Source organism: Curvibacter sp. PAE-UM (assembly GCF_001432305.1).
Classification (GTDB): Bacteria; Pseudomonadota; Gammaproteobacteria; order Burkholderiales; family Burkholderiaceae_C; genus Hylemonella.
Genome location: NZ_KQ483358.1, coordinates 1,870,112 through 1,886,949, shown reverse-complemented (window position 1 = coordinate 1,886,949; position 16,838 = coordinate 1,870,112). Strand labels below are relative to the sequence as shown.

Sequence of the window (16,838 nt, the reverse complement as noted above, 5' to 3'; positions counted from 1 at the left end):
GGGGGGGGGGGGGAGGGGGACGAAGCGCCGTGGATCAGGTCGAGACCTTGTGACCCAGTTCGTCGCAGCTGCGCAGGTTCTTCTCGTCGGCGTTCTCGATCGACAGCACATTGAAGACGTCGTACTTGTCCTTCATGTTTTTCGACTTCGACTCGACGATCACCACCGACTGCACCGACTGGTGGTCGCACTTGCGGTAGAACTGCTCGCCCTTGTACCAGTTGTAGCGCAGCTGGCGCAGCGCGATGCTGACCTTCATGGACTCGGTCGAGTTGGCGTTGAGCACGGCCTGCAGCACGCTGCGCACGCCGGCATAACCCAGCGCGCCGTAGTCCGAGGGTACGGCGCCGCCATGGGCCTTGCGGAACTTGTCGTTGAAGGCCTTGGCCGCCGGGATCTTGTCTTCCATGCCCCAGTAGTAGGAGGTGCCGCCCAGCACGCCCTCGAAGGCGTCGGCGCCGCCGGCCTGGCGCGCCGTGTACAGCAGCACCGGGGCGATGATCTTGGTGTTGGCCTTGATGCCGAAGTCGGTGGCCTGCTTGGCGGAGTTCACCAGGTCGCGGCCGAAGTTGCACAGCACCAGGATGTCGGGCTTGAGCGACTGGATGCGCGGCAGGAAGGCCGAGTAGTCGGCCGCGCCGATCGGGTGGCGGATGTCGGCCAGGGTCTGCACGCCCAGGGACTGCCCGGCGCGCTGGAAGCCGCGCACCATCTCGTGGCCGTAGGCGTAGTCGGCCGTCAGGTAGACCACCTTCTTGCCGAACTTCGGAAACGCGTAGCGCGCCACGGCGCCGGCGGTGAGGTGCGGGTTGAGCGCCTCGTGGAAGGTGTACAGGCTCCAGTCCTTGGCCTCGTTGATGGCATCAGACTGGCTGATGGAGTTGAACAGCACCTTGCGGTCGCGGCAGACCGCGTTGATGGAGAGCTGGGTGGCCGCCGACAGCGAGCCCACCACGAAGTCCACCTTGTCCTTCTCGATCAGCTCCAGCGTGCGGGTGGCAGCCTCGCCCGGGTTGAGCTTGTCGTCGCGCACCAGCAGCTCGGCCTTGCGGCCCTTGTAGCCGCCGGCGTCGTTGAAGTCCTTGATGGCGATCTCGGCCGCGCGCACCTGGTCCTGCGCCTCGGCGGAGAAGGCACCGGTCAGGGGCACCGGAAAACCGATCTTGATCGGCGTGGATTGCGCACGCGCCACACCCATCCAGGCCGGAGCCACGGCAACGGCTGCGCCTCCGACGATGAGGGAACGACGACCTGGATTCCTGGGGGCTAGCTTCTCAGTCATGTTTGTCTCCGGTTGTTTTCAGTTGAATGGAAGGGTCACAAGGTGCCTGGTTCGTTCCAGGTTCGCGTTGTCATGCGGGGACGGGCGAGAGGTCGATGGCGGTTTCCATCATCACCTCGCGCGCGTCGCGTTCGATCGAATCGGCGGTGGCACCCGGCAGGGCGTGCGACTGCATGTAGGCCCCCAGGCGCCGGGCGCGTTGCACCGCGGCCTGGCCGGCTGGCCGGCGCAGCTGCTCGAAGGCCCGCAGCGCCTGCGGGGTGGCGCCGTGCGCGGCGATGCTGTCGGCCATGGCCATGGCGTCCTCGGCCGCCTTGGTCACGCCCATGCCGATGTGCGGGCGGGCCACGAAAGCGGCGTCACCCATGAGCGCGATGCGGTCGAAGGCGATGCGCTCGCTGCTCAGGTCGTAGATCGGCTGCAGGAAGGGCAACGCCGTCTTCTCCAGGATCTCGGCGAATTGCGGCGCCAGCTTCTCGCGCGCCGCCTGCCGCACCGCGGCCACGTTGCGCCAGTCCACCTTGTGCGGCGGCAGGCCCAGCGGGTGGTACTGGCCATCGGCGTCGGTCATCAGGGCCTGGAGCGCGCCGTTGTCAGCGGCCGGGCGGTACCAGACAAAGTTGTAACGACGCTGGCCGCGCGCCACCGAGTTGCCGGCGCCGGCCACCGGGTAGCCGATGATCTGCTCATCAGGCGGCAGGCCGAAACCGAAGGTCTCGAACACCGTCTCCAGCGTGCGCCGGGACAGCACGGACTCATCACACACGCCACGCCAGGCCACGTAGCCGGCGTACTGGATCTTCACCTCGGGCGCCAGCGCGCTGCGCACCGCCGAGCGGATGCCGTCGGACGCCACCAGCAGCTCGGCCTCGAAGCGGCGGCCGTCCTCGCACTGCACACTGACGCCGTCGCCGTTCTGGCGGACCTGGCTCACGGCCGCGCCCTGCACATAGCGCTCGGCCGGAAACACCGCCAGCAGGATGGCGTACAGGCGACTCCAGGAGGTCAGCACCTGCGGGATATGGGCCTGGTCCGCGGTGTTGCCCTCGCGGTCCAGGATGACCCGGCGGTTGATCGCCACGCCCAGCGGCGCGTCCGACGTGATGCCGCAGCGCGCCAGCGCCGTCACCAGCGGGCGGTGCGTCACGATGCCGGCGCCGCGGCCATCCAGCGAACCGGTCGCCTTCTCCAGCAAGACCACGTCGTGGCCGGCGCGATGCAGCATGTTGGCCGTCAGCAGGCCACCCAGCGAACCACCGGCGACGAGGATGCGTGCCATCAGGCGGCAGCCTTCGCCTGTTTGGCGTCCAGCTCGGTCTTTTCCTGCGCCGGGTAGTTGAGCTCGATCACCACACCGCTGGGGTCGTCCAGGAAGAGCTGGTGCAGGCCGATCTGCGGCACGGTGCGCTCGCGGCACGCGATGCCAAGTTTTTTCAGGTGCGTGAGCATGGTCTCCAGCCCCTGGGCAAACAGCGCAATATGGTCCACCGCGCCGCCACCATGCAGGGAGGAGACATCGCGGTCGCCGAGGTAGCGCTTGAGACCCTCGGGGTCGTTCTTGTCGATGCCGATCACGTGCACCATCGCGTTGGCCCAGCTGCCGGTGTCGCCGCTGTAGAGCCAGATACCGGGGAAGGGAAACGGCGGGCGCGGGCCCACGGTCAGCCCCAGCACCGTCTCGTAGAAAACCCGCGTGGCGTCCATGTCGGTGGTGCGGATCGAAAAATGATTCAGTGCCAGTGCCATCTCGGTTTCTCCTTCGTAGGGCGTCTAGGCCAGTGCGAGCTCGGGGGCCCGGCTTCTGGCGCGGGGTTGGCTGCCCTGGCCAAAGACTTCGGGCAAGGTCTGCAGGTAGCCCAGCACGCGGTCGTGCACGAACACCTCGTCAAACGGATCGGACTTGCTGCCCGGTTTTTCCAGGCCATACACCCAGCGGCGCATGCCCATGTAGAAGATGCTGCCGTGCAGGCCCATGAGCAGCTCCATCTCGCGCGGCGTGGGCTTGGCGCGGTTGGGCAGGCCCAGGTAGCGCCGGCTCTCGCGCACCAGGCGCGGAAACAGCTTCTCGCCCAGCAGGGCGAAATAACGGTCGGTGATGTAGCGGTCGCTCAGGCCCGAGAAGACGAACACACGCACCCAGTCGCGCTCCAGGATGCGCTTGGCGTACTTGGTATAGAAGCGCGTGAGCTTGGTCTCCACGTCCAGTGACTTGTCGTCCAGCAGCTCCTCCCACTCGCGCTCCCAGCGCGCGGCGAACAGGTCGGCGTAGACACGCTCGATCAGGGCCTGCTTGGTCGGGAAGTAGTGGTAGAGCAAGGTGTGGGTGATGTCGAGTTCGCGCGCCAGGTCGCGCAGCTGGCCGTCGAGCCCGTGCTCGGAGAAGAAGCGCACCGCCCCTTCCACGATCAGCCGCTCGCGCTCGGCCGGCGACAGCCGGCGCCGCGGCGCGGCCGCTTCGGCGGGGGGCTTGACAGGGTTTTTACGGATGGATGTGGCCACGGGCTTGCTTGATAGTCCGGGTTAATTTAACGCTTGGTCAATAAGCCTGAATCAGGACAAACCCCAAGCCACCGAAACGACACAGGACAGCCCCATGGAATTACAAGGCAGCGTGACCATTCCCTCCACGCCGGACCAGGTCTGGCAGGCCCTGAACAATCCCGACGTGCTGCGCCTGTGCATCCCCGGCTGCGAGGAAGTGCGCCAGATCTCTCCCGAAGAAATGCACGCGCGCGTGCTGCTCAAGCTCGGGCCGGTGCGCGCCAACTTCGTCGGCAAGGTACTGATCACCGACGTGCGCCCGCTGCAGGGCTACACGCTCAACTTCGAAGGCTCGGGCGGCAGCGCCGGTTTTGCCAAGGGCCGTTCGGTCATCACGCTGGCCGCCGTGGCCGAAGGTACGCGCCTGGACTACACCGCGCAGGCCTCGGTGGCGGGCAAGCTGGGCCAGATCGGCGGCCGCCTGATCGACGCCTCCGCGCGCCAGCTGTCCGAGCGTTTCTTCGAGGCCTTCAAGGCCCAGCTCAGCGCCGCCCCCGTGCCGGCCCTGCCGCTGGCCCTGGCCGCTCCAGTGGCTGGTCTGCCGGTGGTGGCACCTGGCGCCCCGGGCGCGCTACCGGTCGCTGCCGGCGGCTGGTTCGAGAAGGAAAAACCGCGCCTGCTCTGGTTTGCTGCGGGCGTGGCCTCCACCGCGCTGGGTGTGTGGATGGGCGCGCACTGGCTGCGCTGAGCAAGACGCACGCTAAACATCTGCTGCGAGGACCCCGCCCATGAAAGCCCCCGCCTTTTCCTACGCCCGCCCCCGGCAGCTCGCCGAGGTGCTGGCCCTGCTCGACCGCCACCGTGACGAAGCCCGCCTGCTGGCCGGCGGCCAGACCCTGCTGGCCACGCTGAACATGCGCCTGTCCGAACCCGCCCTGCTGATCGACCTGCAAGGCGTGGCCGCGCTGCGCGGCCTGCAGCTCAGCGGCAACACGCTGCGCATCGGTGCCATGGTCACGCACAGCGAGATCGAAGCGTCAGCCGAGGTGGCGCGCCACGCGCCACTGCTGGCCATGGCCGCGCCCCACATCGCGCACCGCGCCATCCGCAACCTGGGCACCTTCTGCGGCTCCATCGCCTATGGCGACCCGGCCGCCGAGTGGCCGGCCTGCCTGCTGGCACTCGACGGCGTGGTGGTGGCGCGCAGCGTGGCGGGTGAACGCCGCATTGCCGCGAAAGATTTCTACACCGGCCTGTACACGACCACGCTCCTCCCCAACGAGATGATCGTGGCCTGCGAACTGCCGCTGGCCGCCGCCGGTCAGCACTTCGTCTTCGACGAGCTCTCGCGCCGCCATGGCGACTACGCCGTGGTCGGCCTGGCCGCGGGCGCACAGCTGCAGAACGGCGTGCTGGGCCAGGTGCGCCTGGCCTGGCTGGGCACCGGCAGCATGCCGCAGCGCTCGACCGCCACCGAGCAAGTGCTCGACGGCCAGCGACTCAGCCAGGCGGTGCTGGCGCAGGCGCTGCAGACGCTGCGCGCCGAGCTGCAGATCGAGGGCGACCTGACCCACAGCCCTGCGGCCAAGCAGCACCTGGTGGGCGTGATGCTCAAGCGCGCCCTCCACACCCTGACCCAGCAGCCCGCGCTGCAGGCCTGAACGCCGACGAGGACAAGCACGATGCACGAAGCTCCCGACGAACTCGACACGGGCGCCCGCCCGGTCACCATCACTGTCAACGGCCACTGCGGCCAGCACGCGGTGCAGCCCCGCACGCACCTGGTCGATTTCCTGCGCGAAAGCCTGGGCCTCAAGGGCTCGCACCTGGGCTGCGAGCACGGTGTGTGCGGCGCCTGCACCGTGCGGCTGGACGACACCGTGGTGCGCGGCTGCCTGGTGCTGGCCGTGCAGGCCGACGGCCGGCGCGTGGAAACCATCGAAGGCCTCACCGAGCGCGGCAGCATCCGCGACCTGCAGCAGGCCTTCATCCGCCACAACGCCCTGCAGTGCGGCTTCTGCACCTCGGGCATGCTGATGGCCGCCAGTGAGCTGCTCGAACACAAGCCCGGCGCCAGCCGCGAGGAAGTGCGCGAATGGATGAGCGGCAACTACTGCCGCTGCACCGGCTACCAGGCCATCGTCGACGCTGTCTGTGAAGTGCTGGCCACCCGCCGCGTAGGAGCCGCCGCATGAACGCCCCCGAGTCACGCGCCCTGAAGAAATCGCTGGAAGACGCGCAGGCCGCACGCGCCGAGGCACCGCACACCCCGGTGGCCGAGCCGCTCACCGGCCCGCTCAAGGATGCACGCCACATCGGCCAGGCCATCCCGCGCCCCAACATCGAACGCCTGACCGAAGGCCGCGGCCAGTATGTGGACGACCTGGAACTGCCGCGCATGGCCCATGTGGTGTTCTGGCGCTCGCCGGTGGCGCACATGAAGATCCTGCGCATCGAGCGCGACTACGCGCGCATGATGCCCGGCGTATTGGGCGTCTACGACGGCCCGGACCTGGCCGCCATCTGCAAGCCCTGGGTGGCCACCCTCACGCACCTGGCCGGCATCAAGTCGGCACCGCAATACCCCATGGCCATCGACCGCGCCTGCTGGCAGGGCGAGCCCGTGGTGGCCGTGGTGGCCAAGACCCGCGCCGAGGCCGAGGACGCGCTGCAGTACGTGCAGGTGGAATGGGAAGCCCTGCCCGCCGCGCTGGACATGAACACCGCGCTGGCGCCCGAGACGCCGGTGATCCACCCCGAGCTCGGCGACAACCTGTGCTTCGCGCGCAGCCTGGACACCGGCGGCGTGGACGAGGCCTTTGCCCAGGCCGACGTGGTGGCCGAGGCCACCTTCGACTTCGGCCGCCACACCGGCGTCACGCTGGAGCCGCGCTGCCAGATTGCCGACTACAACCCGGCCGCCGGCCAGCTCACCGTCTACCACTCGCAGCAGGCGCCGCACATGATGCAGGACCTGTACTCGCGCCAGTTCGGCCTGGCTGAATCGGCCGTGCGCGTGATCTGCAAGGACGTGGGCGGGTCCTTCGGCATCAAGGTGCACGCCTACCCGGACGACTTCGCCACCGTGGCCGTCTCCATCCTGCTCAAGCGCCCGGTGAAGTTCGTGGCCGACCGGCTGGAGTCTTTCACCAGCGACATCCATGCGCGCGAACACCGCATCAAGGGCCGGATTGCCGCCAACAAGCAGGGCGACATCCTGGCCTTCGAGATCGACGACGTCACCGGCATCGGCCCCTTCTCCATGTTCCCGCGCACCAGCGGCATCGAGGGCAACCAGGTCGTCAACCTCACCGGCGGCCCCTACAAGCACAAGGCCTACCGCGCCAAGCTCAGCGTGGTCTTCCTCAACAAAACGCCCACCTGCCAATACCGCGGCGTGGGCCACCCGATTGCCTGCGCCGTGACCGAAGGCCTGGTGGACCTGGCCGCAGCCAAGCTGGGCATGGACCCGCTGGCCTTCCGCCAGCGCAACGTCATCCCCGACCACGCCTACCCGGCCACCGGCGCATCCGGCATCAAGCTGGAGGTGCTCTCGCATGAAGCCTGTCTGCGCAAGATCGAGGCGCTGATGGACTACCCCGCGCTGCGCGCCGAACAGGCCGCGCTGCGCGCCAAGGGCATCTACCGCGGCATCGGCTTTGCCACCCTGATCGAACTGACCAACCCCAGCGCCGCCTTCTACGGCGTGGGCGGCGCGCGCATCTCCTCGCAGGATGGCGCCACCATCCGGCTGGAGCCCACCGGCGGCGTGGCCGTGATGGTGAGCGTGGGCGAACAGGGCCAGGGCACCGAGGCCATCTTCGCGCAGATCGCGGCCGACGCCGTGGGCGTGCCCATGAGCGCGGTGCGCCTGGTGACCGGCGACACGGAGACCGTGCCCTATGGCGGCGGCACCTGGGCTTCGCGCGGCGCCGGCATCGGCGGCGAAGCCGTGCTGCAAGCCGGCCTGGCCCTGCGCAGCAACATCCTGAAAGTGGCCGAGGCCATCCTGCAACGCGACGCCACCGGCCTGACCGTCAGCGCCGGCGTGGTGAAGGACGCCGTGAGCGGCGCAACCCTGCTGGACCTGAAGGAACTGGGCCGCGTGGCCTACTACCGCCCGGACACGCTGCCGGCGGGTTTCACCTCGGAACTGGTGGTCACGCGCCACTACGCGCAGCGTGACTACCCCTTCATCTTCACCAACGGCGTGCAGGCCTCCTATGTGGAGGTGGACACCGAGACCGGCTTTGTGAAACTGCTCAAGCACTGGGCGGTGGAAGACTGCGGCCGCGTCATCAACCCCAAGCTGGTGGACGAACAGATCCGCGGCGCCATCGTGCAGGGCATCGGCGGTGCGCTGTTCGAGGAATGCCTGTACGACGACGAAGGCCTGATGACCAACGGCAGCATGGCCGACTACCTGGTGCCCATGGCCGGCGAGATGCCCGACATCGTGGTCGCGCACGTGGAGACGCCCACGCGCAGCTCGGTGCTGGGCGCCAAGGGCGCGGGCGAAGCCGGCACGGCCGGCGCGCCGGGCGCGGTGGTGAATGCCATCAACGACGCGCTGCGCCCGCTCAAGGCGGAATGCTGGTCACAGCCGGTCACGCCGGAGAAGGTGTTGCGGGCGCTGGGGCATATTTGAGCGGGGTCGGGGGCTGACGCCTGCGCGGGTTCCGAGCAGGGTCGGTGCTAGTTTTCGACTCAAAGACGACACTCACCGATCTCGGATGGGCGCAAGCAGACGGACGAGTCCTGCCACGCAATTCCTTTGCTACCCAGCTCGCTGCCCTTAGCTACTCGGCGCACGCTGTCTCGCACGCAATGCCTCGTATGTGTCCTTTAGTAGTGTCGAGCCCCGGTCCGCGTAAGCGTTGCATATCCGCTCGGCTTCTTCGACCTCGCCCGCCTCCGCCAACCAATTGACGCATCGAATTACGTCCTCCTTGCGGTAGTCAGGCAAGAAGCCGGACATCGCTGCGCGGAAGATGGCGGCCACCTCTTTTGGATACTGGTTCGCAAGACGCGCAAGGTTCTCGACCAGCATGTAGCCATGATGCCCAACCTGCGCGTGCGGCGCCGCCTCAACCAATGCCTCTAACGCGACCGGCGTTAGCTCGTGAATGAAGACCGCCAGCTGGCTGAGGGCCGACTGTAGTTCAGGCACGTTGGCTCGGTTTGCCCGAACCTGCTCTGCCACCTTCATCCAGAACGTCAGTATCTTGGACGTGCGGGCGGAAGAGGCAGCCTTCCCCCGAAGTGTCCAAAAGTACCAGCACAACTGCGATAGATCCTTGACCCTCAGCTCCGCAACGAGTTCGCTGAGAAGCCCGCCTCCATCGAGGCTCTCCATGCCTTCAAGATAGGCAAGCCCCAGGAACTGCAGAGCTCTCTCCGCCACCTGGTCAGGGAGGCCTTCCGAGTAAACCATCCTCCTCAGGTGCCCGCCTGTGACAAGGCGCTCAAATAGCCAGTCGTACAGGTGGTGTTGATACGCGAAGCCTTGCGCCGCGCACTTCCAAGCTGCTTCGCTGGTGGACGAGAAGAGCCTGTCAAAGTTGGCTTCCGTCCACTCTGCGTTTATGTAGTGGAAGTTCGCGCAGTACATCCCGGCCATCGCCGAGAAGTCAGCATTCAGCCCGGACTCGCTGGTTGCCAGTTCGGCATCAAACACCGGTCCGACTGCGACCCAGGTCTCACCTGAACCTAACTTTGCCGCAACCTCCTCGCGTCGCATTGCCAGCGCGAGATGAATGAAAGACTCCAGAGCCCGACCCCTTGGGGAGTTGATTGCATGCGAAACGGCATCGTTCGACTGTCCGGCCTCTGTAGGGGTGGCGTCGAGTACAAGACGCAGAACTTGAAGGCCAGACTTGTAGAGCTCCGATGGCAGGTGGCGCTCTGTTCCTGATGCGCTCTTCAAGAGGTCGGCAATGTCGCTCACAACCCAATGCACGGAAGGCTCCCACCCTTTCGGCGGGTCTGCAGCCAAATCGACTCTGAAGGCCGGCGAGGAAACGATTGCCTGTACAAGCGACAACGTCGCTGGCCAATTGATGTCTCGCTTGTCGTCAGACCACCGTTCCTTGAGTCCCCGAAGCAGGCCATGTTGGGATGGACGTGCCAAGTCAGCGAAGAGGCCGATTCGTTGAGCAAAGCCATCATCGCTGGCCCTCACTGCGGCAGAGATTGACGAGGCAAGTCCTCGGTATGTCGGGCCATCCCAACTTCGAGCATCTGGAACAAAGCCCTTGAGGCAGGCCACCAACTCCGCGTCAGACATGCCAACCAGCGCATCGGATGCTACGGGGCTTCGGTCTCCGACCCGCCCGCTGGTGGAGTAGGTATGGAAATCTGGGTGGTCTCGCACCGGTCCCCAACGTTGCACCAGGGCTTGGTACTTCTCATCTACCTCTGTGTCGCCCAGCCCGAACGCCGGATGCAAGAGGTCACGCTTGTGGGTTTCGTCCCACTCCTCCTGCCGTGATTCGTCCGCCCAATCCGCTTTGAGTTGCTCTACGAAGCGCAAAAACTGAGCCCTTTGGGAGGCGGAGAATTTGGAGAAGGCCTTGTTGATGAGCCAATAGAGTTCATGCCAGTAATGAACGTCGAGAAACCATCTCTCCTTTGCGCATTCCCAAAAGGCTGCTCCGACGGTTCCGTAGTGCTCGCCACACACATAGATTCCCACGCGATTAAGCGTCGGATAGGGAGATTGAAGAAGCGACTCCGCAACGGCCATAGCCGCGGGAGAGCTGGTGCTCGTAGCACCTAGAGCAGCATCACGGACGGCATCAACAAGTTTGGCGCGCGTGTCATCTTTGTGAGCATCCTGCTCGTGGTCTTCAATCGCCGAGCGCCAGATGTATGAATACTTGTCGTCTTCGGCGGAGCCAATGTACTCGGCCAAGCGGCGAGCCAACATGTCAACAGCGGAGGCGCCACAACGCTCGCCGAGCTTCCTCGCCGACGTCTTCAGCACTTCGCCCAGATGGTAGCTGTCCAATACCCCAGCTCTGTCGCTCATGATGACTCCCCGGTGCGCCGCACCATCGTCAATGCTTCAACCAGCAGCAGTGCCCTATGCCAGTTCGCCGGCTCTGAACTATCGAGGAGTCGCGGCAGCAGCTTCTCGCCTAGCTCTTGGCCCACCATGTTTGACTCGAACCGGCCCGCCAGCCAAGAGCGAATCATGTCAACGTCCAAGTCCGTCATTACGTCAAGCGGCAACTGCGACAGGATTGTGGCAAGGGACCACCAAGTCCTCCAATTGTCCAAACCTCGCTGCTGAGCGTCCGAACTAATAGCCCGAACAATGCCGGCAATTCGAGTAGCCTGGTCGCCCTGTGCTGACGCGGCAATCTGCTCAAGATAGCGCAGTGCGGGCCACCCCTCAGCCTGGTACAGGGTGCCACGTTCGCTCTCGACGACCTTCACCTTGGGGCTGTGTTCCACTTCGAAGAAGCCAGCACTGTCGAGGTCGCCGAACCAAACCGCGTCCTTCAGGGAATTGACAAAGTAGGAGGCGAGTTCGGGCCACTTTCTCACAAGACGAAGAGCCGCTTCTCGATTGACTGCAGTGGGTGAAGCGATACACCGATCAAGGTGCGATTGAAGGTCTAACGTGGTTGGGTCGCGTACATCCAACTCCGAGTTCCAGCCCTTGAAGACCTCAACGACTTCCCGATAGCCCTTCGTGTCGATGCAGTACGGAATAACGCAAACCCCACACTGGTCGCGAAAGAAGTGTTCGAGGAAACCTTTTTGGACTGACTCGGTTGACCGATAGGCATACAACAGGAAGTGTCGCGGCTCAGCTTTCCCCGTTCGCAGAGACTCGTTGGAGCGGATGATGTGGTCTAGGATCTCCAGTTCCGCAAGGCCATAGCCAACGAACAACACCGTATGATTCTTGAACATTGCCCTGAGGAATGCGTCAACGCGCGGGTCCGCATAGTGCTCGATGTACTCCTTCAGCGAGACCACCATCGAACTCGGGTCCACATAGGAGCCATGGAGATGGATGACTGCCCCCCTCTCTGCCAGCAGGGCTGGGGACAAGTGCTCACGCAGGTAGTACTTTGGTCTTCTGCTTGGCCCCTTCGCCGGCTCCGCCTCTCCGCCCACCTTGACCTCCGTCGAGAGCTCTTCCGGGCCAGCTTCGTCGAGCCACTTGTCGTAGTTCGTTGTAACGAAGACAGGCCGCAAGTTCGAAAGTAACTCATACAGCTCGGAGCCAATCGCCTCAGGCTTGGGCGGGTGCAAGATGCTGTCGAAATCGATTGCTATGCCCTTCTTCTCGGCAAGCGCCATCGCAATTGAGAGTGTTCGCCGCGAGTCGCCAAGTCCGCGCAGCTGTTCCGCCTCCAAGAAGCCGAGCACGCCGCCCCTCTCGAGTGCATTAACCACTTGATCTGCGAATCCACGCCAATCGGGGCTGCCGCAAAGCTTGGACGCACCAGCACCGACGAAGACGACCAGCTCGCCGTGCTTCGCAGCGTCCTTAAGTATCTGATCTGGTATGTAAATCGACGCTTCCGGCATGCTCTAATCTTAAACGGCCATTTACAGTTCGGCGCATTCGTAGCGATCTGAGTAGAGCATACCGCGCGCCATTCCGAAGTACTCACTGAGGTGCGCTTCCATATGACTTCGGCCTTGCCAGTTGCGCGAGTGTCCGCAATCCGCCCGCCGCAACCGCCCCTCCCCCTCAGCCTAAAATGCCCCGGTGAACGCCCCCCACTCCCCCGCCCCCCGCCGCCCCATCCGTGAACTGCCGGATGAGCTGATCAGCCAGATCGCCGCTGGCGAGGTGGTGGAGCGCCCCGCCTCGGTGGTGCGCGAGCTGGTGGACAACGCGCTGGACGCCGGCGCCACCCAGATCACCGTGCGCCTGCTGGCCGGCGGGGTGCGCCTGATCGCGGTGGAGGACAACGGCTTTGGCATTCCGCGCGACGAGCTGCCCATTGCCCTGAAACGCCACGCCACCAGCAAGATCGGCAGCCTGCAGGATCTCGAATCCGTGGGCACCATGGGCTTTCGCGGTGAGGCGCTGGCCGCCATCAATTCGATTGCCGACTGCGCCATCCTCTCGCGCGTGGCCGAGCAGTCCAGCGCCTTTTTGCTGGACGGCCGCACCGGCGAGATCCGCCCCGTGGCGCGCAGCGCGGGCACCACGGTGGAGGTGAAGGAGCTGTTCTTCAGCACGCCGGCGCGCCGCAAGTTCCTCAAGACCGACGCCACCGAACTGGCGCACTGCATCGAGTCCGTGCGCCGCCACGCCCTGGCCCGGCCCGACGTGGGTTTTGCCATCTGGCACGAAGGCAAGCTGGTGGAGCAGTGGCGCGTGTGCAGTGGGCCCGACGCTCTGCAGCAGCGCCTGGCCGACGTGCTGGGCGAGGACTTCATCACCGAATCCATCGTGGTGGACTACGGCACGAGCCTGCGCCTGCCCGGCGTGCGGGTCTGGGGCCGCGCCGGCATCCCGGACGCCGCGCGCTCGCGCGCCGACCACCAGTTCTGCTATGTCAACGGCCGTTACGTGCGCGACAAGGTGCTCACGCACGCCGCGCGCAGCGCCTACGAAGACGTGCTGCACGGCCACCGCCAGCCGGTCTACGCGCTCTACGTGGAGATCGACCCGGCGCGCGTGGACGTCAACGTGCACCCCACCAAGATCGAGGTGCGCTTCCGCGACGGCCGCGAAGTGCACCAGGCCGTGCGCCACGCCGTGGAAAACGCCCTGGCCGCGCCGCGCGCGCAGGCGGCCGTCCACGGCGGTGCTGCGGTGCCGGCCCACCTGGCCGACATTGCGCGCCCCATCGCACCGGCGCCCTGGGCGCAACCCGCTATCAATTTCGGAGCAAACGACACGTCCGCGCGCGGCCATGAAGTGCACGACCTGGCCGCGTTGTGGCAGCCTGCGTCCGCAACAGCACCCACGCCGCCGGCCTGGGCGGTGCGCGAACCCGGCTCGGCGGCGCTGTCCGAGGCCAGGCCCCAACCCGCCGACGGCGCCCCGCAGGCCTGGCCCCCGGGCCGCGAAGCCACGGAGAGCGCGTGGCCTCTCGGCCGCGCGGTCGCCCAACTGCACGGGGTCTACATCCTGGCCGAGAATGCCCAGGGCCTGGTGGTGGTGGACATGCACGCCGCGCACGAGCGCATCGTCTACGAGCGGCTCAAGAACCAGCTCGATGTGCAGGCCATCAGCAGCCAGCCCCTGCTGATCCCCGCCACCTTCGCCGCCACGCCGCAGGAAGTGGCCACGGCCGAGGCGCACGCCACCACGCTGCAGACCCTGGGCCTGGAGATCACCTCTTTCTCACCCAGGACGCTGGCCGTGCGCGCCGTGCCGTCCACCCTGGCGCAGGGCGATGCGGTGGAACTGGCGCGCAGCGTGCTGGCCGAGCTGGGACAGCACGAGGCCAGCACCGTCATCCAGCGCGCCCGCAACGAGCTGCTGGGCACCATGGCCTGCCACGGCGCCGTGCGCGCCAACCGCAAGCTCACGCTGGAAGAGATGAACGCCCTGCTGCGCGACATGGAGCAGACCGAACGCTCCGACCAGTGCAACCACGGCCGCCCGACCTGGCGGCAGGTCACGCTGAAAGACCTGGACGCGCTGTTTTTGCGCGGCCGCTGACGCGCGACAACACACTCAAGCCGCACTAAGGCGACCAGAGCGACTAGAGCGGCACGTAGGACCAGACGTCGTCAAGGTCGCGCGGTGTACCCGGCCGAGTCATCCCGCCAGAGATGACGATGCGCTCATTGATGACGCTGCCGCCTTGCTGGTTGCGGCCACCCCAAGGGCTGGCCGTCGCAATCTGGCTCCACACGCTGCCGTTGTCCGTGCAGTAGATGTCACCGGGCGGCGCCCCATCAGAAACCACACCACCGAGCACGTACATGCGGTTGCCGAGCACCACGGCGCTCGCGCCGAAACGCGGGGGAAAAGCCTGTTCCTGGTCAAGGCGCCAGCTGGTCCCGTCGGTCGACCACACGTCGGCCGTGTTGTAGCCCTCTTGGCCCGCGATCAGGTACAGCCGACCGCCGAACACGCAGGCCACGGCGCCGGTGCGGCCATACCTCCAGCCCGGCGTGGCCTCCTGCCGCCAGCTGACGCCGTCGGCCGACGACCAGACATCCTTGAACGTAGACGCGCCGGCCTGGCCGCCGATGACCCACAGTCGGCCCTGGAAGGAGGCCACCGCAGCGACCTCACGCGGCGCCCACGGCGCGGAGTTGGTCACGACGCGCCAGTTCACCCCGTCGGTCGACGACCAGATGTCGGTAACGCCTCTCCCCGGCAACAGGTACATGGCGTTCTGGTGCACGATGGAACTCGCCCAGGCCCGGCGCGTCCAGGGCGGACTGCGCAGTTCGGAGGTCCAGGTGCTCAGGTCGGTGAGGGACGCCGAGACGACGGCATCGACCGACGCGTCGCCTCTGATCTTCCAGGCCTTGCCGTTCAGCACGAGCAAGGGATTGTAGGAATCCGTAGCGTACCCCGTGCCGGCGCTCTCAAGCGCCCAGCCCGGCAGGCGGCCCTCGTCCCGCCAGGACCGCAGCGTGCCGTTGGCCGGATTCGCGCACTTGTCAGCGATCACCTGTCCCGTGCCCTCGGTCATCGGCCAGTAGGCCACCAGCCCGGCTTCCGAGCCCTGCAGCGCCGCCGGGTACCGCGCGTACGCCGCGATCACGGCCACATCGAGTGCGACGTTCCAGACCGACACGTGGGCGATCAGCCCCTCGAAGTAGCGCGGATCGCCACCTGTCGGCCGTCCGCCTATACCCCAGGGCTCGGGCACTTGCAGCGCGCCCACCGGGTCTGCCCCCTGGCCGGCCAGCACACCGTTGCGATAGAGGCGCCACACACTGCCGTCATGCGTACCACATAGATGCACCCAGCGGCCGACGTCCTCGGGTGGAACTGCGGCCGTGGCCTTGTGGTCCTGGCGCGCGATGCCCCATGAGCCAACGTGATAGAGGCCGTTGTAGATGCGCAGCCAGACCTCGGCCTGCGAGGTACTTAGGCCATGGGCAATGATGTTGCGGAAGCCGTCGGTACGGCCCGCGCGCACCCACGCCATCAGGGAAATGTTGCCGGCGAAGTTCAGCTTGGCCGGCGTACCGATATCGACCAGACTGTGGTCGAGGGAAGCAACAAGCGACATGGCAGCCCTCCTGTAGGAGCACGGCAGACAGGGCATACCGGGAAGCCGGAGGCCCCCGGCGTCAGAAAGTTGCCGCCATTCTGTTCCTCGGCATGCAGGGCGTCAATGCAGCTTCGGATCCTGGCGCACCGTTCACCGAAGCTGCAACGAATTACTGACCACCACGGCCTGCCATGGCGCCGTGCGCGCCAAGCGCCGCCTAACCCTGGAAGAGATGAACGCCCTGCTGCGCGACATGGAGCAGACCGAACGTTCCGACCAGTGCAACCACGGCCGCCCGACCTGGCGGCAGGTCACGCTGAAGGACCTGGACGCGCTGTTCCTGCGCGGACGTTGAGCCCAGCATAGCGCCTGGCCGCCCTGCTGATGGGCTGCGCCATGCTGGCGAGCGCCAGCGCACCTGGATCTTCCAGCCCTCAGCCCGGCCGCCGCTGCTCCGGCCGCACGCGGTTCGTCAGCAGTTCATCGGCCGCATCGATGTCCACCGCCTGGCCGCTGCTGTCCACCAGCGGCTGCTCGTAGTCGTTCCAGCCGCGCACGCCGGTCTTGAGCGAAACCACCTTGCTGAACCCCATGCGCTGCATCGTGTGCGCGGCCAGCACGCTGCGGTTGCCGGAACGGCAGATGAGCACGATCGCGCGATCGCGCCCGGCGGCCAGTTCGGGCACGGTGTCGTCGTAGTCCCAGTCGCAGGCCGATTCGAGAATACCGCGCGGCACGTGGACGGAACCCGTGATGTGCGCGGCATCAAATTCCGCCGGTTCGCGGATGTCGAGCAGCAGCGGTGGCGTGGGCTGGCGCAGCTGCTCGGCCAGGTCCCAGGGCATGATTTCACGGACCTCGGCCAGGCATTCGGCAACCAGATCGGTGTAGTGTTTCATGGCAGCAGCGCAAGG

Annotated in this window: 13 protein-coding genes and 1 pseudogene; 6 read left to right on the top strand and 8 right to left on the bottom strand. The window is 66.3% G+C overall.

Features of this window, described 5'->3' with window-relative positions; translation table 11 throughout:
* Window positions 1–34 precede the first annotated feature (34 nt).
* From AO057_RS09155 to AO057_RS09140, 4 genes are all read right to left on the bottom strand, one after another.
* Window positions 35–1,282 carry an ABC transporter substrate-binding protein gene (locus tag AO057_RS09155; protein WP_057675336.1) on the bottom strand — a complete coding sequence of 416 codons (1,248 nt, stop codon included), beginning with the start codon at window positions 1,280–1,282 and terminating at the stop codon, window positions 35–37.
* A gap of 70 nt (window positions 1,283–1,352) precedes the next feature.
* A complete protein-coding gene (locus AO057_RS09150; protein ID WP_057675335.1) occupies window positions 1,353–2,561 on the bottom strand; it encodes an FAD binding domain-containing protein in 1,209 nt (402 codons plus the stop codon).
* Window positions 2,561–3,028 carry a VOC family protein gene (locus AO057_RS09145; protein WP_057675334.1) on the bottom strand — a complete coding sequence of 156 codons (468 nt, stop codon included), beginning with the start codon at window positions 3,026–3,028 and terminating at the stop codon, window positions 2,561–2,563. The genes AO057_RS09150 and AO057_RS09145 overlap by 1 nt, the downstream gene beginning before the upstream one ends.
* 24 nt (window positions 3,029–3,052) lie before the next feature.
* Complete coding sequence (locus tag AO057_RS09140; RefSeq protein ID WP_156404525.1) at window positions 3,053–3,781, bottom strand: TetR/AcrR family transcriptional regulator; 729 nt, start codon at window positions 3,779–3,781, stop codon at window positions 3,053–3,055.
* 94 nt (window positions 3,782–3,875) lie between these two features.
* Here AO057_RS09140 and AO057_RS09135 point away from each other — a divergent pair, with 94 nt between their 5' ends.
* The 4 genes from AO057_RS09135 to AO057_RS09120 are packed head-to-tail and all read left to right on the top strand — an operon-like array spanning window position 3,876 to window position 8,411.
* Window positions 3,876–4,511: a CoxG family protein gene (locus AO057_RS09135; RefSeq protein ID WP_082605490.1), complete on the top strand. Its 636-nt coding sequence runs from the start codon at window positions 3,876–3,878 to the stop codon at window positions 4,509–4,511.
* A gap of 40 nt (window positions 4,512–4,551) precedes the next feature.
* Window positions 4,552–5,424, top strand: coding sequence for an FAD binding domain-containing protein (locus AO057_RS09130; RefSeq protein ID WP_057675333.1), 873 nt, complete (start codon window positions 4,552–4,554; stop codon window positions 5,422–5,424).
* Between the two features lie 21 nt (window positions 5,425–5,445).
* Window positions 5,446–5,958, top strand: coding sequence for a (2Fe-2S)-binding protein (locus AO057_RS09125; protein WP_057675332.1), 513 nt, complete (start codon window positions 5,446–5,448; stop codon window positions 5,956–5,958).
* Window positions 5,955–8,411 carry a xanthine dehydrogenase family protein molybdopterin-binding subunit gene (locus tag AO057_RS09120; RefSeq protein WP_082605489.1) on the top strand — a complete coding sequence of 819 codons (2,457 nt, stop codon included), beginning with the start codon at window positions 5,955–5,957 and terminating at the stop codon, window positions 8,409–8,411. The genes AO057_RS09125 and AO057_RS09120 overlap by 4 nt, the downstream gene beginning before the upstream one ends.
* 147 nt (window positions 8,412–8,558) lie before the next feature.
* Here the strand turns inward: AO057_RS09120 and AO057_RS09115 are convergent, their stop codons facing one another.
* Together AO057_RS09115 and AO057_RS09110 are read right to left on the bottom strand one after the other, a co-directional pair.
* Window positions 8,559–10,793: a hypothetical protein gene (locus tag AO057_RS09115; RefSeq protein WP_057675331.1), complete on the bottom strand. Its 2,235-nt coding sequence runs from the start codon at window positions 10,791–10,793 to the stop codon at window positions 8,559–8,561.
* On the bottom strand, window positions 10,790–12,310 hold the full coding sequence (locus AO057_RS09110; RefSeq protein WP_057675330.1) for an SIR2 family protein: 1,521 nt from the start codon (window positions 12,308–12,310) through the stop codon (window positions 10,790–10,792). The genes AO057_RS09115 and AO057_RS09110 overlap by 4 nt, the downstream gene beginning before the upstream one ends.
* Window positions 12,311–12,494: 184 nt before the next feature.
* Between AO057_RS09110 and mutL (AO057_RS09105) the strand changes: the two genes are divergently transcribed.
* Window positions 12,495–14,408: a DNA mismatch repair endonuclease MutL gene (gene mutL, locus AO057_RS09105; RefSeq protein ID WP_057675329.1), complete on the top strand. Its 1,914-nt coding sequence runs from the start codon at window positions 12,495–12,497 to the stop codon at window positions 14,406–14,408.
* Between the two features lie 43 nt (window positions 14,409–14,451).
* Here the strand turns inward: mutL (AO057_RS09105) and AO057_RS09100 are convergent, their stop codons facing one another.
* Window positions 14,452–15,942, bottom strand: a complete 1,491-nt coding sequence (locus AO057_RS09100; RefSeq protein WP_057675328.1) for a LamG-like jellyroll fold domain-containing protein — start codon at window positions 15,940–15,942, stop codon at window positions 14,452–14,454.
* A gap of 130 nt (window positions 15,943–16,072) precedes the next feature.
* Here AO057_RS09100 and mutL (AO057_RS17480) point away from each other — a divergent pair.
* A pseudogene (mutL, locus tag AO057_RS17480) lies at window positions 16,073–16,279 on the top strand (DNA mismatch repair protein MutL); the annotation flags it as partial.
* A 79-nt stretch (window positions 16,280–16,358) separates the two neighbouring features.
* Here mutL (AO057_RS17480) and AO057_RS09095 read toward each other — a convergent pair.
* A complete protein-coding gene (locus AO057_RS09095) occupies window positions 16,359–16,823 on the bottom strand; it encodes a rhodanese-like domain-containing protein (protein ID WP_057675327.1) in 465 nt (154 codons plus the stop codon).
* Between the last annotated feature and the right edge of the window lie 15 nt (window positions 16,824–16,838).